Origin of the sequence: Xanthomonas sp. SI, assembly GCF_014236855.1 — a bacterium.
GTDB lineage: Bacteria > Pseudomonadota > Gammaproteobacteria > Xanthomonadales > Xanthomonadaceae > Xanthomonas_A.
On record NZ_CP051261.1, the window covers coordinates 1,745,795 to 1,767,910 of the forward strand.

7 protein-coding genes (1 of these 7 running past the window's edge) are annotated in these 22,116 nt (G+C 67.1%); all 7 read left to right on the forward strand.

Annotated features, from left to right (window positions below):
- Positions 1–1,990, forward strand: partial view of a non-ribosomal peptide synthase/polyketide synthase gene (locus HEP75_RS07155; RefSeq protein WP_221899312.1) — the final stretch only. It extends 13,748 nt beyond the left edge of the window; 1,990 of the gene's 15,738 nt are visible here — the last part of the coding sequence; its start codon lies off the left edge, out of view; its stop codon occupies positions 1,988–1,990.
- The gene (locus HEP75_RS07160; protein WP_185825944.1) at positions 1,987–15,672 is read left to right on the forward strand and encodes a non-ribosomal peptide synthetase; all 13,686 of its coding nucleotides are present in this window, start codon (positions 1,987–1,989) and stop codon (positions 15,670–15,672) included. Before HEP75_RS07155 ends, HEP75_RS07160 begins: the two co-directional genes overlap by 4 nt.
- Positions 15,673–15,806: 134 nt before the next feature.
- A complete protein-coding gene (locus HEP75_RS07165; protein WP_185825945.1) occupies positions 15,807–17,054 on the forward strand; it encodes an HlyD family efflux transporter periplasmic adaptor subunit in 1,248 nt (415 codons plus the stop codon).
- Positions 17,055–17,066: 12 nt separating this feature from the next.
- Positions 17,067–17,774 carry an ABC transporter ATP-binding protein gene (locus tag HEP75_RS07170; RefSeq protein WP_185825946.1) on the forward strand — a complete coding sequence of 236 codons (708 nt, stop codon included), beginning with the start codon at positions 17,067–17,069 and terminating at the stop codon, positions 17,772–17,774.
- A gap of 8 nt (positions 17,775–17,782) precedes the next feature.
- Positions 17,783–20,197: an ABC transporter permease gene (locus HEP75_RS07175; protein WP_185825947.1), complete on the forward strand. Its 2,415-nt coding sequence runs from the start codon at positions 17,783–17,785 to the stop codon at positions 20,195–20,197.
- Between the two features lie 108 nt (positions 20,198–20,305).
- Positions 20,306–21,304, forward strand: a complete 999-nt coding sequence (locus tag HEP75_RS07180; RefSeq protein WP_185825948.1) for a TauD/TfdA family dioxygenase — start codon at positions 20,306–20,308, stop codon at positions 21,302–21,304.
- Positions 21,301–22,068, forward strand: a complete 768-nt coding sequence (locus tag HEP75_RS07185; protein WP_185815793.1) for an alpha/beta fold hydrolase — start codon at positions 21,301–21,303, stop codon at positions 22,066–22,068. Before HEP75_RS07180 ends, HEP75_RS07185 begins: the two co-directional genes overlap by 4 nt.
- The last annotated feature ends 48 nt before the right edge of the window (positions 22,069–22,116 follow it).

Below are 22,116 nucleotides of genomic sequence, written 5' to 3' on the forward strand. Positions count from 1 at the left end.
GGCGGGGCATCTGGGCCGGATACTGGTGCAGATGACACGGCCGGGATGCACCCCGGCCGACATCGACCTGCTGGCGCCGGAGGAGCGGGGGCAGCTGGCGTCGTGGAACGACACCGACGCGCCTTATCCCGACACCGCCTGCATCCACGAGCTGATCCAGAGCCAGGTCGGGCGTAGCCCGGGCGCGATTGCCGTCGAATTCGGCGAAGACAGCATCACCTATGCCGAGCTCGACGCGCGCGCCAACCGTCTTGCTCACGCCCTGATCGCCGAGGGCGTCGCGCCCGACGCGATCGTCGGCATCTGCATGACCCGCTCGGTGGAGCTGGTCGTCGCCATCCTGGGCGTGCTCAAGGCCGGCGGCGCCTACCTGCCGCTGGATCCGAACTACCCGCGGACGCGGCTGGACTACATGCTGCGCGATTCCGGCGCACGTATCGTCCTCACCTTCGCCGAGCTGGCGCAAACATTGCCCGCCGATGCGGCGAAGATCCTGGCGCTGGACGCCGAAACGGTGCAATCGGTGCTCCTGGCGCAGTCCGCGGACGCTCCCGGGATGCGCAGCCGTGGTCTCGGCCCCCAGCATCTCGCCTACGCGATCTACACCTCGGGCTCGACCGGCGAGCCGAAGGGCGTGCTGAACGAACATGGGGCGTTGGTCAATCGCTTGCATTGGATGCAGGCGGCCTATGCGCTGGACGCGAACGACTGCGTGCTGCAGAAGACCCCCTACAGCTTCGACGTGTCGGTCTGGGAGTTCCTGTGGCCGTTGATGGCGGGCGCACGGCTGGTGGTGCTGGCGCCGGATGCGCATGCCGACCCGGCAGCATTGCACGCAGCGATCCGCCGGCACGGCATCACCACGCTGCACTTCGTGCCCTCGATGCTGAGCACCTTGCTGGCCAATGCCGATTGGGCCTCCTGCGACAGCGTGCGCCAGGTGATCTGCAGCGGCGAAGCGCTCGGCTCGGAGCTGGCCGCCCGCTTCTTCGCCACCGGCACGCGCGCACGGTTGCACAATCTCTACGGTCCTACCGAAGCGGCGATCGACGTGAGTTTTTGGGAGTGTCGGCCTGAGCACGATGCGACGACCGTGCCGATCGGGCGGCCCATCCACAACATCCGTCTGCACGTACTGGACGCCCACGGGCGTCCGCAGCCGGTGGGTGTCGCCGGCGAGTTGCACATCGGCGGGGTCGGCCTGGCGCGCGGCTATTGCAACAAACCCGAACTCACGCGCGAGCGTTTCGTCTTCGGCACCGCTGGCGCCGTGGCGGACACGCGCCTGTACCGTACCGGCGACCTCGCACGGCGGTTGCCCGATGGCACGCTCGACTTCCTCGGGCGGATCGACCATCAAGTCAAGATCCGCGGTCTGAGGATCGAGCTGGGCGAGATCGAGGCATTGCTGTGCCGGCAGGACGACGTCACCGACGCCGTGGTGACGGTGCGCGGCGCGGGCGAGGACGCATCCCTCGTGGCCTACGTGGGTACGCCAGCGGCACGGGAGGCGCAGGACGGCGTCGCGGTCGCGGAGCGATTGCGGACCGCCCTGCGCGCGGCCGTTCCAGACTATATGGTGCCCTCGGCCTTCGTCGTGCTCGAACGCCTGCCGCTGAGCGCGAACGGGAAGATCGATCGCAAGGCGCTGCCGGAGCCTGGCGTGGCGCCGGGCCAGGTATGGACCAGCGCGCAGACGCCGACCGAGGAGGCGATCGCCGGCATCTGGCGCACGCTGCTGCGACTCGAGGATGTCGATGTGCTGACCGGCTTCTTCGAACTCGGTGGCCATTCGCTGCTGGCGGTGCGAATGATCGGCGAGGTGCGCGAGCGTTTCGCCATCCACATCGCCATCCGCGACGTGTTCGAGCGCACCACCGTGCGGGCGCTGGCCGATTTCGTGGACGAACAGCTGCGTCGCGAAGCGCTCCGGCGCGAACTGACGCTCGATCTCGCCGACAGCGGCGACCAGGAGTTCATCGAACTATGAGCGTCATCGATGTCTTGCAGGAATGCCGCGACGCCGGCATTCGCATCGCCGCCAGGGATGGCAAACTCCTAGTGGGCGACGCCCAGAGCCGGCTCAGCCCGGACTTGCGCCGGCGCCTGGCCGAGCACAAATCCGAGATCCTGGCGTATCTCGATGCGTCCGAACCGGCGCCGGTGCCGCGCATCGTGCACCATCCGGATGTCGCCGAACATCCGCTTTCGTACGCGCAAAGGCGGCTCTGGTTCCTTCACCAACTCGATCCCGGCAGTGTGGAATACAATCTTTCGCTCGCGCTGCGCGTGCGCGGCCGCCTGGAGACGGACGCGCTGAACGCAGCGCTCGATGCGATCGTCGCGCGCCATGCGGTGCTGCGCACCGGGTTCGCCGAGCGCGACGGCGAACCGCTGCAGGTGGTGTACCCGCATCGCCGCTTGCGCGTGGGCACGCGCGACCTGGCCGCACTCGAACCCGAGGCGCGCCAGCGCGAGGCGTTGCGCATCGCGCGCGAGGAGGCAAGGGCGCCGTTCGATCTGCTCGGCCAGGCGCCGATGCTGCGTTGCACGCTGTTGCGCCTGGGGGACGAAGAACACGCGATCGTGCTGACGATGCACCACATCGCCACCGACGGTTGGTCAATGGGCGTGCTGGTGAAGGAATTCATGGCGCACTACGCCGCGGCCGTCCAAGGCGGCAGCGCGGGGCTGCCCCCGCTGGCGATCCAGTACGGCGACTATGCCCGCTGGCAGCACGCGGCACGGGCGAGCGGCATGCTGCGCGAGTCCATGGATTACTGGGCAGCGCGCCTGGCCGGCCTCCCGGAAGTGCACGACCTGCCGCTGGACCATCCGCGCCCGCCACGGCAGCGATTCACCGCGCAACGCCACCATCAGCTGCTCGGCCGCACCGCGCTGGATGCCGCAAAACGCCTGGCCAAGGATTCGGGGGCGACCCTGTTCATGGTGCTGCAGTCCGCGTTCGCGCATCTGCTGTCGCGCTGGAGCGGCCAGCGCGAGATCGTGATCGGTACCCCGACCGCTGGCCGCGACCAGCCGGAAACCGCGCCGCTGATCGGTTTCTTCAACAATACGGTGATTTGCCGTTTCGACATCGAGCCGGGTGCCGATGCGCGAGGTCTGATCGCGCACGGCAGAACGGTTGCGCTTGACGCCTTCACCCATCAGCAGGTGCCGTTCGACCTGCTGGTGGAAACGTTCCGTCCGCGCCGCAGCCTCGCCTACAACCCGCTGTGCCAGATCAAGTTCGTGCTGCAGAATCACGATGGCGGCGCGCTGGAACTGCCAGGACTGCGCTTCGAACCGCTGGCGCCGGGGGGCGAGCATGTGCACTTCGACCTCGACCTCACTGCGACCGAACGCGAAGACGGGTTGCACCTGGGGTGGACCTTCAAGGACGAATTGTTCGAACCCGCAAGCGTCGAGCGCATGGCAGGCGCCTATGCGCGCCTGCTGCACGCGATGTGCGACGCACCCGGGCTCGCGCTGGACCGGATCGGCCTGGCCGATCCGGTCGGCACCAGGGAGCTGCTGGCGCTGGGTCGCGGACCGACTGCCGAACAAGGGCGCCACGCCACGCTCGTGCATGCCTTCGAATGTACCGCCCGGGACGTCCCCGAATGCATCGCCGTCCGCTGCGGCGAACGGAGTCTGACCTACCGCGAACTCGACCTGCGCGCAAACCGCTTGGCGCACGCCCTGATCGAGCAGGGGATGGGTAGCGGCGACCGCGTCGGTGTGCGCCTTGGGCGCTCGATCGAACTGCTGATCGGACTGCTGGCGACGCACAAGGCCGGCGCTGCCTATGTGCCGCTCGATGGCCGGCAGAGCGCGACGCAGCTGCACAGCCTCGTCGAGAATGCGCAGTTGCGCGTCGTCCTGCACCACAGCGCCGATCCAGTGCATGCCGCAGGCGTCGATACCGTGTTCATGGATGGCGCCGACAGCGATCCGCGCTGGCTGGAGGGCTACCCCTGCGTTCGTCCCGGCGTGCAGGTGACGCTGGACGACAGCGCCTATGTCCTCTATACGTCCGGCTCGACCGGCATGCCCAAGGGCGTGGAGGTGACACATCGCGGGATGGTCGACTACTGCGCGTTCGCACGCGCGGGCTACTACGCCGCGGGGTTGTCGGGCTCGTTCGTCGCCACCTCGCCGGCGTTCGACCTGACCTTGCCGACGCTGTTCGTGCCGCTGCTGGCGGGCGACAGCGTCGAAATGCTGGCCGAGGACGACGCTCTGTCCGCGCTCGCCGCGCGGCTTGCCGCTGCCGACTGCGACAACCGCCTGCTGCGGCTGACCCCATCGCATGTGCAGGGCCTGCTATATCTGCTGGACGAAGTGCCGCTGCCGCAAGCGCACTCCTTCGTGATCGGCGGCGAGCGCTTCGCGGTGGAAACCGCGCGAGCGCTGCAGGCGCGCTTCCCGGCAGCGCGGATATACAACCACTATGGCCCCACCGAAACCGTGGTCGGCTGTTGCTGGTACGACGTCAGCGCCAACCTCGGGGCCCTGGCGAGGACGGTTCCCATCGGCCGCCCGATGGACAACACCGTGCTCTACGTGCTGGATGCCGCGCTGCAACCGGTGCCGCTTGGCGTTCCAGGAGAGCTGTACATCGGCGGCGCGGGCGTGGCCCGCGGCTATCTCGGGCAGCCGGGCCTGACCGCCGAGCGCTTCCTGGAGGATCCGTTCGCCGCCGCCGAACGGGTCTACCGCAGCGGCGATCGTGTGCGTTGGCGCGCAGACGGGCAGTTGGAATTTCTCGGCCGTGCCGACGACCAGGTCAAGCTGCGCGGCTTCCGTATCGAACTCGGCGAGATCGAGCATCATCTGGCCGGCGCGCCGGGCGTGCGCCGCGCGGCTGTACGGCTGATCGGCGAGGGCGAGACCGCTCGCATCGTCGGCTACGTCGAGCCGACGTTCGCCGCCGAAGGCATCGCCGGGCTGCGTGCGGCGCTTGCGCACGCGCTGCCGGCCTACATGCTGCCGACAGCGATCGTGGCGCTGGACGCACTGCCGTTGACGGTCAACGGGAAAGTCGACCGCAGGGCATTGCCGGTGCCGGCGGAGGACGATGGCACGGCCGTGAGCGAAGCGCCGACCACCGACACCGAGCGACGCATGGCCGCGCTGTGGCAGCGCATCCTGAAGCGCGAACGCATTGACCGCGGAGCCAACTTCTTCGCGATGGGCGGCCACTCGCTGCTGGCCACGCGCCTGGTCGGCGAGATTGCGCGCGAGTTCGGCAAGCCCCTGCCGGTGCGCGCCGTCTTCGAGCACAGCACGTTGCAGGAGCTGGCTGCGCACCTGGACGCGCAAGCGCACACGCCCGGGCAGAGTATTTCAGTGGTCAAGCGCGGCGTGCCGCTGCCGCTGTCGTTCGCACAGCAACGCCTGTGGTTCGTCGATCGCCTGGAGGGCGGCAGCGCACAGTTCAACATGCCGAGCGCGCTGCGCCTGAGCGGCGCCTTCGAGCCGGCGCTGTTCCAGCGCGCCCTCGATGCGTTGGTCGAGCGCCACGAGATCCTGCGGACCGTCTACATTGAGCACGAAGACGGACCCGTCCAGCAGATCCTTGCCGCGTCGGCCTCGCCACTGACGGTGCATGATCTGCGCGAGTTGGAGGATGTCGCACGCGAGGCCCGCGTGCAGGCGTTGAGGCGCGAGGAGGCCGTGCGGCCGTTCGATCTGGCGACCGACCCCGTGCTGCGCTGCGCGCTGCTGCGTCTGCGCGAGAACGAAACGGTGGTGCTGCTCACCGTGCACCACATCGCGTCCGATGGCTGGTCCAACGGCGTGCTCGCTCGCGAACTGGTGGAACTCTATGGCGCGTTCCGCGACGGACGCGCCCCGGCGCTGGCGCCGCTGCCCGTGCAATATGCGGATTACGCGCTCTGGCAGCGCCACCGGCTGCAGGGCGGGGGCATGCGCGCAGATCTGGACTATTGGCGGCAGCGCCTGGCCGGAATTCCCTGGCTGCACAGCCTGCCGCTGGACCGGCCGCGCCCTGCGCAGCAGGACTTCTCCGGCAAGGTGCATCTGCAGTTCCTCGATGCCGGCGATACCGCAGCGCTGCGCGCCTTCTGCGCGCAGCGCGGCATCACCCTGTTCGTGTTGATGCGCGCCATCTTCTCCATGCTGATCGGGCGCGCCAGCCGCGAACAGGACATCGTGCTCGGCACCCCGGTGGCGGGCCGCGTGCACCGGGACCTGGAAGGATTGATCGGCCTTTTCGTGAACACGCTGGTGCTGCGGACCGAGCTCGATGGCAATCCGCCGTTCGATGCATTGCTCGAACACTGCCGCCGCGATTCGCTGGAGGCCTATGCGCACCAGGAGATCCCGTTCGAGACCCTGGTCGACGAGCTCAAGCCGGCGCGCAGCCTGAGCTACAACCCGTTGGTCCAGATCCTGCTCAACGTGTTCGAGTCGGTGCAGGACGATCCATCGGCCGTGGAGGGAATGGCGGCGAGCGCGGTCGGCTCGGAGGCGCCTGAATCGCTGTCCAAGGCGGACATGACCCTGTACGTGCGCCACTGCGATGACCGCCTGTTGCTGAAGTGGTCGTATCGCTCCTCGCTGTTCGAGGCCGCCACCGTGCAACGCCTCGACGCCGGCTTCTGCGAACTGCTGCGCCAGGCGATCGCCGCGCCGCAATCGCGCATCCTCGACTACGCACTGCTCTCGGAAGCCGGCCGGCGCGCCACCGTCGCACAGGCCGCGCCGACGCCGCGCGACTATGACGCGGCGCTGCTGCACGAGCGCGTTCACGCGCATGCCCAGGCCATGCCGGACGCGACGGCATTGATGCACGGACATGACCGGATCGACTACGCCACGCTCGATGCCCGAGCGCGATCCTTGGCGTCGGAACTGCAGGGGCTGGGTATTGCCGCGGGCGCAACGGTCGGCATCCTTGCCGACCGCGGTATCGACTATGCGGTGGCGGTACTGTCCTGCCTCAATGCCGGCATGGTCTACCTGCCGCTGGCGGCGGATCTGCCCCAGGCACGAATCGACTACATGCTGCGCGACGCCGAGGCCCGCGCGGTGCTGGTCCAGCCGCGCTTGCGCGAACGTGCCGACGGCATCGTCCCGGTGATCGCGCTCGGGGCGCGCAGCAGCCCGGCGTCCGAGTCTGCGACAGAACTTCCGCGCCTGCAGGCCGGCGATGGCGCGCACCTGTTGTTCACCTCCGGTTCCACCGGCCAGCCCAAGAGCGTGCTCGGTACCCATGGGGCGTTGCGCAACCGCGTGGCGTGGATGCTCGAAGCGTTCCCGTTCGCAGAAGACGAAGTCTGCTGCCTGATCACCAGCACGGCCTTCGTGCGCGCGGTGTGGGAGCTCGCGGTCCCGCTGGCCGCCGGGCGCCCGCTGCTGATCGTCGACGCGCAGACAGTGTCCGACCTGGCCGCGTTCGCGCACCTGCTCGCGGAGCACAGGGTGACGCGGATCGTCACCGCGCCGTCGTTGGCGCGTGCGCTGACCGAGCTGCCTGAGGCGGCGACGCTGCTGTCGGGACTGCGCTACTGGTTCGTCAGCGGCGAGCCGCTTCGCCCGGGCATCGCCAGGCGCATACGGTCGATGCTGCCGGGGGTCGTGCTGTGCAACCTGTACGGATCGACGGAGACGATGTCGGACGTCAGCTTCCACGTCGTGGGCGACGACGAACCGCGCGGCAGCATTCCCATCGGCAAGCCGATCGCCAACAGCGCGTTGTTGGTCCTGGACGAGCACTTGCGCCCGGTGCCGCCGGGCATGCCCGGCGAGATCTGCGTGGCTGGCGCCAACCTCGCGGTGGGCTATCCCGGGCGCGCGACACTCACCGCCGACAAGTTCGTTCGCCACGACTTCGGTATGGCGTTCGGCGAGCGCCTCTACCGCACCGGCGACCTCGGACGCGTGGTCGCCGACGGCGCCATCGAATGCCTGGGCCGTCTGGACCATCAGGTCAAGGTGCGTGGCTACCGCATCGAGTTGGGCGAAATCGAGGCCAGCCTGTTGCGCAGTACGCGGGTCAAGGACGCGGTGGTGACGGTGCATGGCGGCGGCGAGGAGGGAAGGCTGGTCGCCTATCTGGTGGCGCAGACGGCCGGCGAAGACGTGGCGGCCGCGGTCCGAGCCGAATTGCGCGCATGGCTGCCCGAGTACATGCAGCCGAGCGCCTACGTGGTGATGGAGCGCCTGCCGTTGACGGCCAACGGCAAGGTCGACCGCCGCTCGCTGCCGGCGCCGGAGCCGGCAGCGGGCGCTTATGCGCCCGCCCGCACGCCGACCGAGTCCACCGTCGCGCAGGTGTGGTGCGAGTTGCTCAAGCTCGCGCGGGTCGGGAGCGGGGACAACTTCTTCGAGATCGGCGGGCATTCGCTGTTGGCGACGCGCATGGCCAGCGCCTTGTCCGCGCGGACCGGCAAAGCCGTGTCGGTACGGATGGTGTTCGAGGCGCCGGTGCTCGCCGACATCGCGCAGCGCATCGACGCACAGACCGAGGCGGCGCCGGCACCGATCCCGCGCGCATCGCGCTCAGGCGGGATTCCGTTGTCGCTGGCGCAACAACGGCTATGGTTCGTCAGTCGCTTCGAAGGCGGCACCCAATACAACCTGCCGACATCGCTGCGGATCGTCGGCGAGCTGGATACCGCGGCGCTGCAGAGTGCGCTCGACGCGCTGGTCGCGCGCCACGAGGTGCTGCGGACGACCTATGCCGAACGCGACGGTGACGCGGTCCAGATCGTGCATCCGCCTGCGCCGGTCTCGATCACGGCCATCGATCTGTCGCGGCTCGACGATGCGCATCGCGCCGAGGAACTGCAGCGTTTGAGCCGCGACGACGCGCGCATGCCCTTCGACCTTGGCAGTGGACCGGTGCTGCGCTGCACCTTGATCGCGCTCGCGCCGCAGGAACATGCGCTGCTGTTCACCGTGCACCATATCGCCTCCGATGGCTGGTCGAAGGGCTTGCTGGTCCGCGAATTCGTCGCGGTCTATGCCGCCCAGGCCCGCGGCGAGGCGGCGAGCTTGACGCCGCTGGATGTGCAATACGCGGACTATGCCGCGTGGCAGCGTTCGCCGGAACAGGCGCGGGCCATCGCCGGGGACCTGGACTATTGGAAGGGGCAACTGGCGCAGCTGCCGCAGGTGCATGCCTTGCCGCTCGATAGGACACGCCCGGCGCGCCAGGACTATCGCGCCGGAAAGGTGGTGCGCCGGATGCAGCGCCCGGAGCTTGAACGACTGCGCCGCCTCGCCCTTGACCATGACGCCACCTTGTTCATGGCGCTGCAGGCGGGATTGGCCCTGCTGCTCGGCCGCTGGAGCGGCGAGACGGACGTGGTGATCGGCTCGCCGGTGGCCGGCCGCACGCGGCGGGAGCTTGAACCGTTGATCGGATTCTTCATCAACAGCCTGGCGTTGCGGTTCGATCTATCGGGCAACCCCGACGTGCATACGCTGCTCGCGCGCGCGCGCCGGACCGTGCTCGATGCGTTCGCGCACCAGAGCGCCTCGTTCGAGATGCTGGTGGAAACCCTGCGGCCGGAACGCCACCTCAGCCATGCGCCGCTGTTCCAGGTGGTACTGGCGCTGCAGAACCACGAGCGCGGCACGCTCAGCCTGCCCGGGCTGGCGATCACCGCGTTGTCCAACGACACTCACAGCATCGATCTCGATCTGCACGTGGCCGTGACCGAGGACGAATACGGCTTGCAGTTCCGCTGGCTATACGCAACCAGCCTGTTCCACGCCGCCACCATCGAGCGCATGGCCGAAAGCTATCTCGCCGTGCTCGCTGCGATGGCCGAGGCGCCGGACCAGCCGGCGATGGCGCTGCCGCTGCTGCCGGAAAGCGACCGCCTGGCGATCGCGCAGTGGGCGGTTCCGCAGTTGCAGGAATTGCCCGACGTCTGCGCGCATGTCCTGTTCGAACAACAGGTGGCGGCCGATCCGCAGGCGATCGCCGCGACCTTCGAAGGCGAGTGCATCAGCTACAGCGCACTCAACGCCCAAGCCAACCGTGTCGCGCACTGGCTGCGCGGCGAGGGCGTGGGGCCGGGGCAGCGAGTCGGCCTGTGCGTCGAGCGCTCGCTCGACATGCTCGTGGGCGTGCTCGGCATCCTCAAGTCGGGCGCGGCTTATCTGCCTGTGGACCCGGCCTACCCGCAGGAGCGGGTGGAAGCGATGCTCGTGGACGGCGAGGTGGAGCATGTCCTGGCCCATGCCAGCGTGCTGGAGGCGTTGGCGCTCCTGGCCGAACGCACCTTGCTGTTGCTGGATGCCGAGTTGCGCACGCCGCTGCTGGCGGGGTATCCGCAGACCGATCCGACCGATACCGGAGTCGATTCCGCGCAGGCGGCCTACGCGGTCTTCACCTCCGGCTCGACCGGCGTGCCGAAGGGCGTGCTCAACACCCATCGCGGACTGGTCAATCTTGCGCTGTACCAGCGCCAGGCACTGGCGGTCGGGCCCGCCAGCCGGGTGCTGGCATTCGGCTCGATCAGCTTCGATGGCGGCGTATTCGAATGGTTGCTGGCATTGGCCCATGGCGGCAGCCTGCACATCTGCAGCGAGGACGACCGCCATTCGGTGCAGCGCCTGTCGGCCTTGCTGGTACGAGAGCGCATCACCCACGCGGCCATTCCGCCGGCGTTGCTGGCGCAGATGCCGCTCGAGCGCGACTACGCGTTGCAGCTGTTGATCGTCGCCGGCGAAGCCTGCGACGAAGGTCTCGCCTGGCGCTGGGCCGAGCGCTGCCGCGTGGTCAATTCCTATGGTCCATCGGAAGCGGCGGTGGCCGCCACGCATGCGGAGATCGTACCCCAGTCCCCGGTTACCCTCGGCCGTGCGCTGCCCAACGTCGAGGCGCACGTGTTCAATGCATGCGGCCAGCCGCAGCCGCTGGGGGTGCCCGGCGAGCTCCACTTGGGCGGCGCCGGCCTGGCGCTGGGCTATCTCGGACGCCCTGCCTTGACGGCCGAACGTTTCATGCCACATCCGGAAGGCAGCGGCCGCTTATACCGCACAGGCGATCTCGTGCGCTGGCTGCCGGGCGGCGAGTTGCAGTTCCTCGGCCGTGCCGACGACCAGGTCAAGATCCGCGGCTTCCGCGTCGAGCTGGGCGAAGTCGCACAGCATCTGCTCGCGCACCCACGGGTGCGCGAGGCGGTCGCGATCGTGCGCGACGAAACCGGCGATGCGCGCCTGGTCGCCTACGTCGTGCCGGCGGGCGACGCCTGGGCGCATGCCGGGCGCGAATTGCGCGAGCACATGCGCGCTCGGGTTCCGGACTACCTGGTGCCGGTGGCTGTCATGGTCATGGAGGCGCTGCCGCTGAACCGCAACGGCAAGGTGGACAAGGCGGCCCTGCCGCAGCCCGATTACGCCGCAAAGCAAGAGTTCATCGCACCCGACGGCGACACCGCGCAACGCGTGGCGTCGATCTGGCAACGGGTCCTCAAGCAGGAGCGGATCAGTGCGGAAAGCAATTTCTTCGAGATAGGCGGCCATTCGCTGCTGGCGACCCAAGTGATCAGCCACGTCGCCGAGGAATTCGGCCGCGATATCCCGATCCGCGCCGTGTTCGAACACCCCACCATCGCCGGCTTCGCCCGCCACGTCGATGCCGTCGCGAACCGCGATGCACCGCCAACCATCGTCGCAACGGTGCGCGACCGTCCATTGCCGCTGTCGTTCTCGCAGCAACGGCTTTGGTTCATCGACCGGCTGGGCGGTGGCAGCGCGCAGTACAACATGCGTTTCGGCGTGCGCCTGACCGGAACGCTCGACGACCACGCCGTGCAACAGGCCATCGACGCGATCATCGCGCGCCATGAGGTCCTGCGCACCACCTTCGCCATCCAGGATGGCGAATCGGTGCAGATCGTGCATCCGCCTTCGCCGCAGGCCATCGGCCACCACGACCTTTCCCCTCTGGCGGATGAGGCGCGCGAGGCGGCGTTGGACCGGATCGTGCGCGCGGAGGCCGCGCGTGGGTTCGACCTGACCGCAGACCCGATGCTGCGCTGCACCTTGGTCCGCCTCGACGATGCCGGCCATGCGCTGCTGCTGTCCACGCACCACATCGCCTCCGACGGCTGGTCGATGAACGTTCTTGGCAGGGAATTCGCCGCGTTGTACGCGGGATTCCGTTGCGGCGAGCCGGTCGCCTTGGCGCCGCTGAGGGTCCAGTACGGCGACTACGCCAGTTGGCAGCGCGGTGTGCTGGAGCACAGCGGCGCACTGCGGACGCAACTCGACTATTGGCACGCCGCGTTGGCCGGCCTGCCGCCGGTGCACGCGCTACCGCTGGACAAGCCGCGGCCCCCGCTGCAGCAGTTCGACGGCGACCATGTCGCCCGGCGCCTGGATGCATCGTCGCTGAAACGCTTGAAGCAACTCGCACTCGACAACCAGGCGAGCCTGTTCATGGTGCTGCAGTCGGCGCTGGCGGTATTGATCGGGCGCTGGAGCGGGGAGACCGACATCGTGATCGGCACCCCGGTCGCCGGACGCACGCAGAGGGCGCTGGAACCGCTGATCGGCTTCTTCATCAATAGCCTGGTATTGCGCACCGACCTCTCCGCCGATCCCGGCTTCCTCGACGTGGTGCGACGCGCCCGGACGACGATTCTGGACGCATACGCGCACCAGGATGTGCCGTTCGAGATGCTGGTGGAGACCCTGCGTCCGGAGCGCTCTCTCAGCCATTCGCCGCTGTATCAGATCAGCTTCACCTTGCACAACCACGAGGAAAGCCAGTTCGTTCTGCCCGGCCTGGACCTGAGCCCGCTACGCAGCGATGCGCAGCAATGTCGCTACGACCTCGAGTTGCACATGACCGAGACGGACGCTGGCATCCACATCCGCTGGGTGTACGCGACCGGTCTGTTCGAGCGGGACACGATCGAGCGCATGGCCGACGCGTTCCAGGTACTGGTGGCACATTTGCTCGACGCGCCGGGAACCTCGGTGAATGCGCTGCCGCTGCTCGACGACGAGGCGCGCGCGGCGCTGCTGCCCAGGCTTGGCGACATCCCGCACGGCTGTCCGGCAGACCTGCCGTTGCACCGCCTGTTCGAGGCACGCGCCGCCGAGCAGCCGGATGCCGTGGCAGTGACGTTTGGCGATTCCCGGTGGAGCTACGGCGAACTCAACCGGCGCGCGAATCGTGTCGCGCATGGCTTGATCGCCATGGGCATCAAGCCGGACGACCGCGTCGCGCTGTGCGCGCCGCGCGGTCCGCACCTGCTGGCCGGCCTGCTCGGCATTCTGAAGGCGGGCGGGGCATACGTGCCGCTGGATCCGGCGTATCCGCAGGAGCGACTGCACTGGCTGATCCTGGACAGCATGCCGGTGGCGCTGGTCGCCGCCCAGGGGCCCGGCCATTCGTTACCGCCAACCATGGTGGCCAGGCTGGATCTGCACGACGAAGCCGGACTCGCGCGCCATGCCGAGGACAACCCGAACGTGCCCGGGCTCGATGCAGGGCACCTGGCGTACGTGATCTATACCTCCGGTTCCACCGGCACCCCCAAGGGCGTCCAGGTGGAGCACCGCCAGGTCTCGCGCCTGCTCGCTGCGACCGAGGACCATTTCCGGTTCGGTGCAGACGAGACCTGGAGCCTGTTCCATTCCTTCGCGTTCGATTTCTCGGTCTGGGAAATCTGGGGGGCGCTGGCCTATGGCGGGCGCCTGGTCGTGGTGTCGGACGAGTGCGCCAAGTCCCCGGACGATTTCTACGCCTTGCTGTGCCGCGAACGCGTCACGATGTTGAACCAGACGCCGAGCGCATTCCGCCAACTGAGCGTGGCCCAGGCCTGCAGCGGGCAAACGCATTTCCTGCGTACGGTGATCTTTGGCGGCGAAGCGCTGGATCCGAAGACGCTCGGTCCCTGGGCCGAACGCAACGACATCGGCCGAACCAGGCTGGTCAACATGTATGGGATCACCGAAACCACGGTGCACGTCACGCTTCGCGACCTGCGCCTGGAGGACATCTTCGGCCGGGGGGGCAGCGTGATAGGGCGGCCGATTCCGGGCATGCATGTCTACATCCTCGATCCACGGATGCAGCCGACCCCGATCGGCGTCGCCGGTGAAATATACGTGGGCGGCAGCGGTGTCGCGCGCGGCTACCTGAATCGCGAGGAGTTGAACGCGCAGCGGTTCGTCCGCAACCCATTCGATGCGTCCGGAACGCACGGGCGGCTATACCGCAGCGGCGACCTCGCCAGATGGACCGCGGCAGGGGAGATCGACTACCTGGGCCGCAACGATTTCCAGGTAAAGATCCGCGGATTCCGCATCGAACTGGGAGAGATCGAAGCACGCCTGGCGCGTATGCCGGAAGTCCGCGAGGTGACGGTGTTGGCGCGCGAGGATGGGCCCGGAGAAAAACGCTTGGTCGCCTACGTCGTGGCCGAAGCCGGCGCTGCGGTCGACATATCGCTGCTGCGCCAGACGTTGATCGAAGAGCTGCCAGACTATATGGTACCGAAGGCATTCGTGGCGCTCGCCGCGTTGCCGCTGACGGGAAATGGAAAGCTCGATCGGCGCGCCTTGCCGGTACCGGATCGTGCCGACGTCACACTGCGTGACTACGCGGAACCGGTCACCGACACCGAGCGTGCGATCTCGAAACTATGGACGGACTTGATGAACCTGCCGTGCGTCAGCCGCTTTGACGATTTCTTCGAACTGGGAGGGCATTCGGTCCTCGCGATCAGACTGATGGCGATGCTGTCGGAACAGTTCCAGGTCAGGCTGCACATCCGCGACCTGTTCCGCCATCCGCTTCTTGTCGATCTGGCCCGGCATGTGGACGATGTCTTGGTTCGCGGTGACAGCGACTGGGACCCGTTGGTGCAGCTGGATGCCACGCCTGGCGTCCCCTTGCTTTACTGCGTCCCCGCCGCCGGCCTCACCGCGGTTGCGTACCGACCGTTGGCCAAGGCATTGCAGGGACGGCTCGCGCTGCGGGTCTTCGAACCTTGCGGCACGGACGGGGCGATGCCGCCAAGTCGTTCCATGGAGGAGACGGTCGCGCTGAACCTGCGGGCCTTGCTTGCCTGCCAGCCGCAGGGACCGTACCTGCTGGCTGGCCATTCCTATGGAGGCGCCGTCGCCTTCGAGATGGCGCGCCTGCTCGAGATGCGCGGTCACCAGGTGCAACTGACGCTGATCGATAGCGGTGTCTACCTGCGCGAGGCCCAATGCGCCGAACATTCGCTGGGCGGCTACCTGGCACGCATGCTTGGAGCCAATGCGGAGGACGTTCAGCCTATGCAGGGATTCGACGACGAGCAGCGATTGCATGCCTTCTTCTTGCAACGCTTGCAACAGCAAGGCGTCGCCGTGGCTCCGCAGGCAGCCGTGCCGCGCGGGTTGCTGGACGTGTTCCGGGCGCAGTTGGCGATCCACCGCCACTACGGCCCGAGCGGGCGTTTCGGCGGACCGGTGGTTTCGATTCTGGCGCGCGAGGGTGCGATCGCGCGCCTGCCGTCTGGCGAACTGGCCGAGCACTATGGCGCATATGCGGCTGCGCAGGTCGAGATGCACGTTGCCGAGGGCGGGCATCTGTCGTTGTTGTCGGCCGATCACGCGCCAGGTCTGGCGGACCTGATCGCAGCCCGGCAGGCGGACCGACGCATCCAGCACGAGCTGCCGGTATGAGCTCGAACAAGCGCCTTTTCCGTTTCGCCTTGCGCGTCGTGCAAGCGCCGCCGGTCGGGGACACCGGCGGGGACATCCCTCACTTCCACACGCGTCGCCGATCCAGGCAGCCAATCACCAGGTGAACCACAAGCATGGATATTGCAAGAAAGTCTAGCGGCACCAAGCAATGGTTCCGCAAGCGGTGGGTGTGGGGCGTCGCCGCCGCGCTGGTGGTGGTGGTCGTTCTCACCCGAACCGGGTTCGGCAGCGCTGCGTACTCGGTGGACAAGGATGACGTCGTGATCGGCACGGTGCAGCGCGGCGACTTCTCGGTCCAGGTCCGCGGCATCGGCGTGCTGGTGCCCAAGGACATCCACCTGTTGGCCGTGAATGTGGACGGCCTGGTCGAACGCATCAACGTCGAGGCCGGCGCGGCGGTCAAGAAAGGCGATGTCGTTGCCATCCTGAGCAATCCGCGCCTGAACGAGCAGCTGCTGCAGGCGCAATGGGAAATCGATGCCCAGATAAAGCAGAACCGCGCGGCCGAATCGATGTTGCGCTCGCAGCTGGCCGACCTGCGCTCGGAGGCGAAGAACGCGGAACTCGACTATCTCAGCGTCAAGGTCAAGTACGACGCCGAGAAGAAGCTGGTCGAACAGAAGATCGTGTCCCGCATCACCGCCGAGCAATCCAGGATCGTGATGGAGCAGAACTTCCACAAGATCGAAGCGCAGACCGAACGGGTGAAGCGCATGCAGGAAAGCCTGGCGGCGACGACCGAGGCCAATGTCTCGGTCGTTTCGAAGCTGGAGAAATCCAAGGACCTCATTCAGCAGCAAATCGACGACCTGACCATCCGTGCCGGCATCGACGGCGTGGTGCAGCAGATGTCGCTGCAGCTCGGGCAGCGGGTGACCGCAGGCACCCAGGCCGGCCAGATCGCCCGCCAGGATGACCTGGTCGCCCTGCTCGACGTGCAGGACTTCCAGATCAACGACGTCGCGCTCCAGCAAGCGGTGGTGGTCGATACCCGCACCAGCAAGATTCCCGGCCGGGTGGCGCGCATCGCGCCGTCGGCGACCAACGGCGTGGTCAAGGTCGAAGTCGTGCTGACCGGCAAGATGCCGCCGGAGGCCCGTCCCGACCTGAGCGTGGAAGGCATCATCGACATCGAGAAGAAGCGCAACGCGCTATTCGTCGAACGCCCGCCTTTCGCCAAGAGCCAGGGGAAGGTCGAGCTATACCGACTCGATGGCAGCGAGGCCTCGCGCCGCTCGGTGCAGTTCGGACGCGCATCGACGCGCTATATCGAAGTGCTGGGCGGGCTGCAGCCGGGCGATCAGGTCATCGTGTCCGACTCGTCGGCTTGGAGCAGCCACGACAAGATCTCGGTCAAGTAGGCGGAATCAGCCATGTCTGACAGCGAACCGCTCATCCAGCTGCAGGGCTTGCGCAAATCCTTCTTCACCGACGAGGTGGAGACGCGCGCCCTGGACCACATCGACCTTACCGTCAGGCGCGGGGAATATGTGGCGTTCTCCGGGCCGTCCGGTTGCGGCAAGTCCACGCTGCTGTCGCTGCTGGGGCTGCTCGACGCGCCGACCGCCGGACGCTACCTGCTCGGTGAGCATGACGTATCCACCATCGGTCGCGACGAACGCGCGCGCATCCGCAACCGCGAAATCGGATTCGTGTTCCAGTCGTTCAATCTGATCAGCGACATGACCGTCTCGGAAAATGTCGCATTGCCGCTGTCCTATCGCGGCGACCTCGGCGCCCATGAGGTCGCGACGATGGTGGAACGCGCGTTGCACCGGGTCGACATGTCGCATCGGGCGAAACACTTCCCCTCGCAGCTTTCCGGGGGTCAGCAGCAACGCGTGGCCGTCGCGCGGGCGGTGGTGGCCAGCCCGCTGCTGATCCTGGCCGACGAGCCGACAGGCAACCTCGACTCGAAGAACGCCGAAACGGTGACAGGACTTCTGGAAGGCCTGCACGCGGAAGGATCCACGATCTGCCTGGTCACCCACAATCCGGAATACGCTGCGCGGGCGAGCCGCCAGGTCGATCTTCTGGATGGACGGATCCTCTCCGATTCGGCGGCGCGGGCCGCAGGCTGAGGACCCGAATGTCCTTCCTCTCCGACCTGCGCTATGCCTTGCGTCTTTTGCTGAAGACGCCGCAGTTCACGCTGTTGACCGTGCTCGTGCTGGCCGGCGGCCTGGCGATCAGCATCTATACCTATTCGGTGCTGAACACCATGATGTACAAGGCGCTGCCGATCCCGGCCAGCGAGACCATGGTCAGGGTGCTCGGCAAGAAGGACGGCCGGACCGCCTTGATCGACGCATTCGAGCTCGCGCAATTGCGCCACACGCGCTCGCTCGACGGGGTCGCGGCATACCAGACCGGCCGCTCGGTGATCAGCGAACTCGATGCCAGCCGCAGCGTGAAGGCGACCTTCGCCGAGTGGAGCATCTTCCAGTTCGCGCGCACGCAGCCCGCGCTAGGGAGGGGCTTTCTGCCGGAAGACGCTGTGTCCGGAGCCGAGCCGGTGGCGGTGATCGGGCACAAGATATGGCGCTCGGTGTACGGCGCCGATCCGGACATCGTGGACAAGGTGGTGGAGATCAACGGACGCGCCACGCGGATCGTGGGGGTGATGCCGAAGGGTTTCATGTTCCCCATCAGTTCCGAGATCTGGCTGCCGCTCACGCAGCGCGAGCTCAATCCGACGACCTATGGCGTGTCCTCGTTCAACGCCTACGCGCGCCTGCGCCCGGATGTCTCGCGCAACGAAGCCGAGGCCGACCTGACCACGCTGCTGCGCGCCACCTACGAGAACTATCCGCGCCGGGAAGGCGACGATGCGCTGCTGGACGACATCCGCGTGGACACCTTCCAGTCCGCGCAGACCGGTCCGGAAGGCGCCTTCGTCTTCGCAGTGCTCAACGTGGTGTCGATCTTCATTCTGCTGCTGGCCTGCGTCAACGTCGGCAACATGCTGCTGGCGCGTACCAACGAGCGCATCCGCGAAATCGCCGTGCGCGTCGCATTGGGCGCGCCACGCACGCGCCTGGTTCTGCAGATGATGATGGAAAGTGCGCTGATCTGCGTGATCGGCGGCGTCCTGGCGCTGGCGCTTGCGGGTTGGGCATTGAGCGCGAGCAACCAGTTCCTCGCCTCAACCTTCCAGGGTGACCTGCCGTTCTGGTGGGACTGGGGCCTGGACACCGGCGCGGTGCTGTCGGCACTGGGCTTCGTGTGCCTGGCCATCTTCCTGGTTTCGGTGATCCCGACCTGGAGCGCGACCAACATCAGTTCCAGCGCGCTGTTGCGCGACGGCACCCGCGGCTCGCAAGGACGGCGCAGCGGACGCGTATCGCGGATCCTGGTGATCGTCGAGATCGTGCTGATTTCCGTGGTGATGGTGATCGGCAGCGTCATGGCGATCGTCGCCTATCATGCGGCGCGTATCGATTTCGGCATCGACACCACCAACCTGTTGAACATGCCGGTGGAGCTGACGGGCGAGTCCTACAACACTCCGCAGAAGCAGCTTCAGTTCTACGAGCGGCTGATCGCCGATCTGCGCCACAATCCCGAGATCGAGACCGCAGGCGTGCTGCAGGAAGTCGGGCAGGTGCGCTTCGGCGTGGATGGAACCGAGTATCCGCGCGAAAGCGACTATCCCAAAGCCACGCTGGTCGTCGCGTCGGAGGCCCGGCAGCCGATCGGGGTACGCCTGATCGAAGGGCGTTACTTCGACACTCGCGACAACGCGACCGGCTTGAAGACCGTTGTGGTGAGCGCCAGCATGGCCAAGGCGCAGTGGCCGGTATCGGGGGCGCTGGGCCAACGCGTGCGCATCATGCAGCAGGGTGTGGAGCCGGTCGACCGCATCGTGATCGGGGTGGTGAGCGATGCCCGTCGGGGCGACCTGCTCAAGACCACATCGAGCAGCTTCGCCTCGCTGTATGTGCCGCTGCCGCAGGTGCCGCTGCAGGAAGCCGCCGTACTGATCCGGCACTACGGCAACGTCGATGCGGCGCGCAGTGCCATCTATCGGACTGTCGCCGGCATAGATCCCTACATGGCGCCGGCCAGAATCACCAGCTACGAAGAAGTGCTGCGCCAGCTGACCCTGATGGCAACCACGATGACGGACTTGTTCGTGCGCTGCGGCATCTTCGCCATGCTGCTGGCGATGACCGGTATCTATGGATTGAGCAGCAACGCCGTAGTGCAGCGTACCAACGAGATCGGCCTGCGCCGCGCCATCGGCGCGCGCGACCGCGACATCATCGCGCTGTTCCTGAAGCAGGGCGCTAGACAACTGGGAGTGGGTCTGGCGATCAGCCTGTTGCTCTCCGCGGCGATCCTGCTCGCGGTGTCGAGGTTCGTCACGGTGGGACCATGGGTGCTCGTATCGATCGGGCTGGGCGTGGCCGCCTGCGTCTCGGCGCTGGTGCTGGTGGCGATCTTTATCGCCACGCGCCGTGCCGTGTTGTACGAGCCGGGGGCGGCGCTGCGCTACGAATGACGGCGCCTCGGGCGTCGTGACGGTGTGCTGTTGCAGAGCCGCGATCCGCGGCAGACGAGCGAAATGGACGCCGCCGGCCGGGACCGGCGCCATAGGGAGAGAGGGGCAATGACAAGATTGGCAGACATCGGCATCGAAGATCTGCAGGATGTGCAGGGCACGCCCCTGCTTTTGAACGTGGCAGGCGAGGGCGTGCGCGCGACCGAGTGGGCCGCGGAGAATCGCGGGCATGTCGAACGATTGCTGATGGAGAACGGCGCGTTGCTGATACGCGGATTGACCTTCGTGGGCAGCCAGCAATTCGGCACCGCCTTGTCGACGCTGTTCGGCGAAGACCTGATCCAGTACGTCTACAGGTCCACGCCGAGGACCGAGCTGCGCGGCAATGTGTATACCGCGACCGAGTACCATCCGGACCAGGTCATTCCGCAGCACAACGAGAATTCGTACTCGAACAGGTGGGCGATGCGCCTGGGCTTCCTGTGCACCATCCCCTCGCAGACCGGAGGCGCCACGCCGATCTGCGACAGCCGCAAGGTCTATGCGCAGATGCCCGATGCGCTACGCGACCGTTTCGAGCGCAACGGGGTGATGTACGTACGCAACTATTCCGAAATCGACGTGCCTTGGACGGAGGTGTTCCAGACCAGCGACCGGGCGGACGTGGAGGCGTTCTGCCAAGCCAATCAACTGGCGTTCGAGTGGCTGGAGGACGGGCTGCGCACCTGCCAGATCAACCAGGCGTCCGCCGTCCATCCGGACAGCGGCGACAAGGTCTGGTTCAACCAGGCACACCTGTTTCACGTCACCAATCTGGACCCCGAGATCCGCGAAGCGCTGCTGACCACCATGGGCGAGCGGCGCCTACCGCGCAACACCTACTATGGCGACGGTTCTCCCATCGACATTGGCGCCCTGGACACGGTGCGTGCGCTCTACGAGCGCAATGCGATCCGTTTCGATTGGCAGCGCAACGATCTCTTGTTACTCGACAACATGCTGTATTCGCATGGTCGCGAGACCTATTCGGGCAACCGCCAGGTACTGGTCGGAATGGCGCGCGTGCACGGCACCGAAGGCGGCCGGTCCGAAGGGGCCGTGCTATGAAGAGTCCCTGGTTCATCCGTTTTCCGGCAGGGCCGCGCGTGAGTATGCGTTTGTTCTGCTTTCCCTATGCCGGTGGTCATGGGCACCTTTTCCGCGGCTGGCCTGCGCGAATGCCGCATTCGGTACAGGTGATCGGGATCCAGGCGCCGGGCAAGGGCGCGCGCGTGCTGGAAACGCCTCATGCCTCACTCGATGGCCTGGTGGACGACCTGCTCGACGCGATCCTGCCATTGCTGGCCGAAGGCCCATTCTGCTTCTTCGGCCACAGCAACGGCGCCATGGTCGCGTTCCAGCTGGCGAGCCGCCTGCAATCGCTTGGCTTGCCGGTTCCCGAGCGCCTGCTGCTCTCGGCCAGTCCCGCACCATGGACGCGGATCTTCGCCCGACCTTATTCGGCGATGGACAATGCCGAGTTCAAGCAGGTGCTGCGCGAGCTGGAGGGCACCCCGGCTGCGCTCTTCGACGACAGCGAGTTGTTCGAGCTGATGCTGCCGGGGCTGCGCGCGGACTTCGCGCTGGCCGAAAGCTATCGCCACGCCCCGGAGTTGATGCTGCGGATGCCCGTCACGGTGTTCTACGGAGCGACCGACGGGATCGAGTGGGAGAGGATCCAGGCCTGGCAGGAGCGTTTCTGCGACCCTGTCGAATTCCGGGAGATCGCGGGCGGGCATTTCTTCATCCACACGCACGAGGAATTGCTCGTGCATGAAGTGATGGGCCGCTTCGGGCAGCATCCGAGCGCCTGGGGCAGGGCGATCGCCTAGTTCGGCGATTTGGATCGACGACATGCATCCGGTCGGCGCCGCCGGCCT

Bases quoted from the DNA above. Each gene is read 5' to 3' on its own strand.
- HEP75_RS07175 (WP_185825947.1), top strand. From the start codon at position 17,783: ATGTCCTTCCTCTCCGACCTGCGCTATGCCTTGCGTCTTTTGCTGAAG.
- HEP75_RS07170 (WP_185825946.1), top strand. From the start codon at position 17,067: ATGTCTGACAGCGAACCGCTCATCCAGCTGCAGGGCTTGCGCAAATCC.
- HEP75_RS07165 (WP_185825945.1), top strand. From the start codon at position 15,807: ATGGATATTGCAAGAAAGTCTAGCGGCACCAAGCAATGGTTCCGCAAG.
- HEP75_RS07185 (WP_185815793.1), top strand. From the start codon at position 21,301: ATGAAGAGTCCCTGGTTCATCCGTTTTCCGGCAGGGCCGCGCGTGAGT.
- HEP75_RS07160 (WP_185825944.1), top strand. From the start codon at position 1,987: ATGAGCGTCATCGATGTCTTGCAGGAATGCCGCGACGCCGGCATTCGC.
- HEP75_RS07180 (WP_185825948.1), top strand. From the start codon at position 20,306: ATGACAAGATTGGCAGACATCGGCATCGAAGATCTGCAGGATGTGCAG.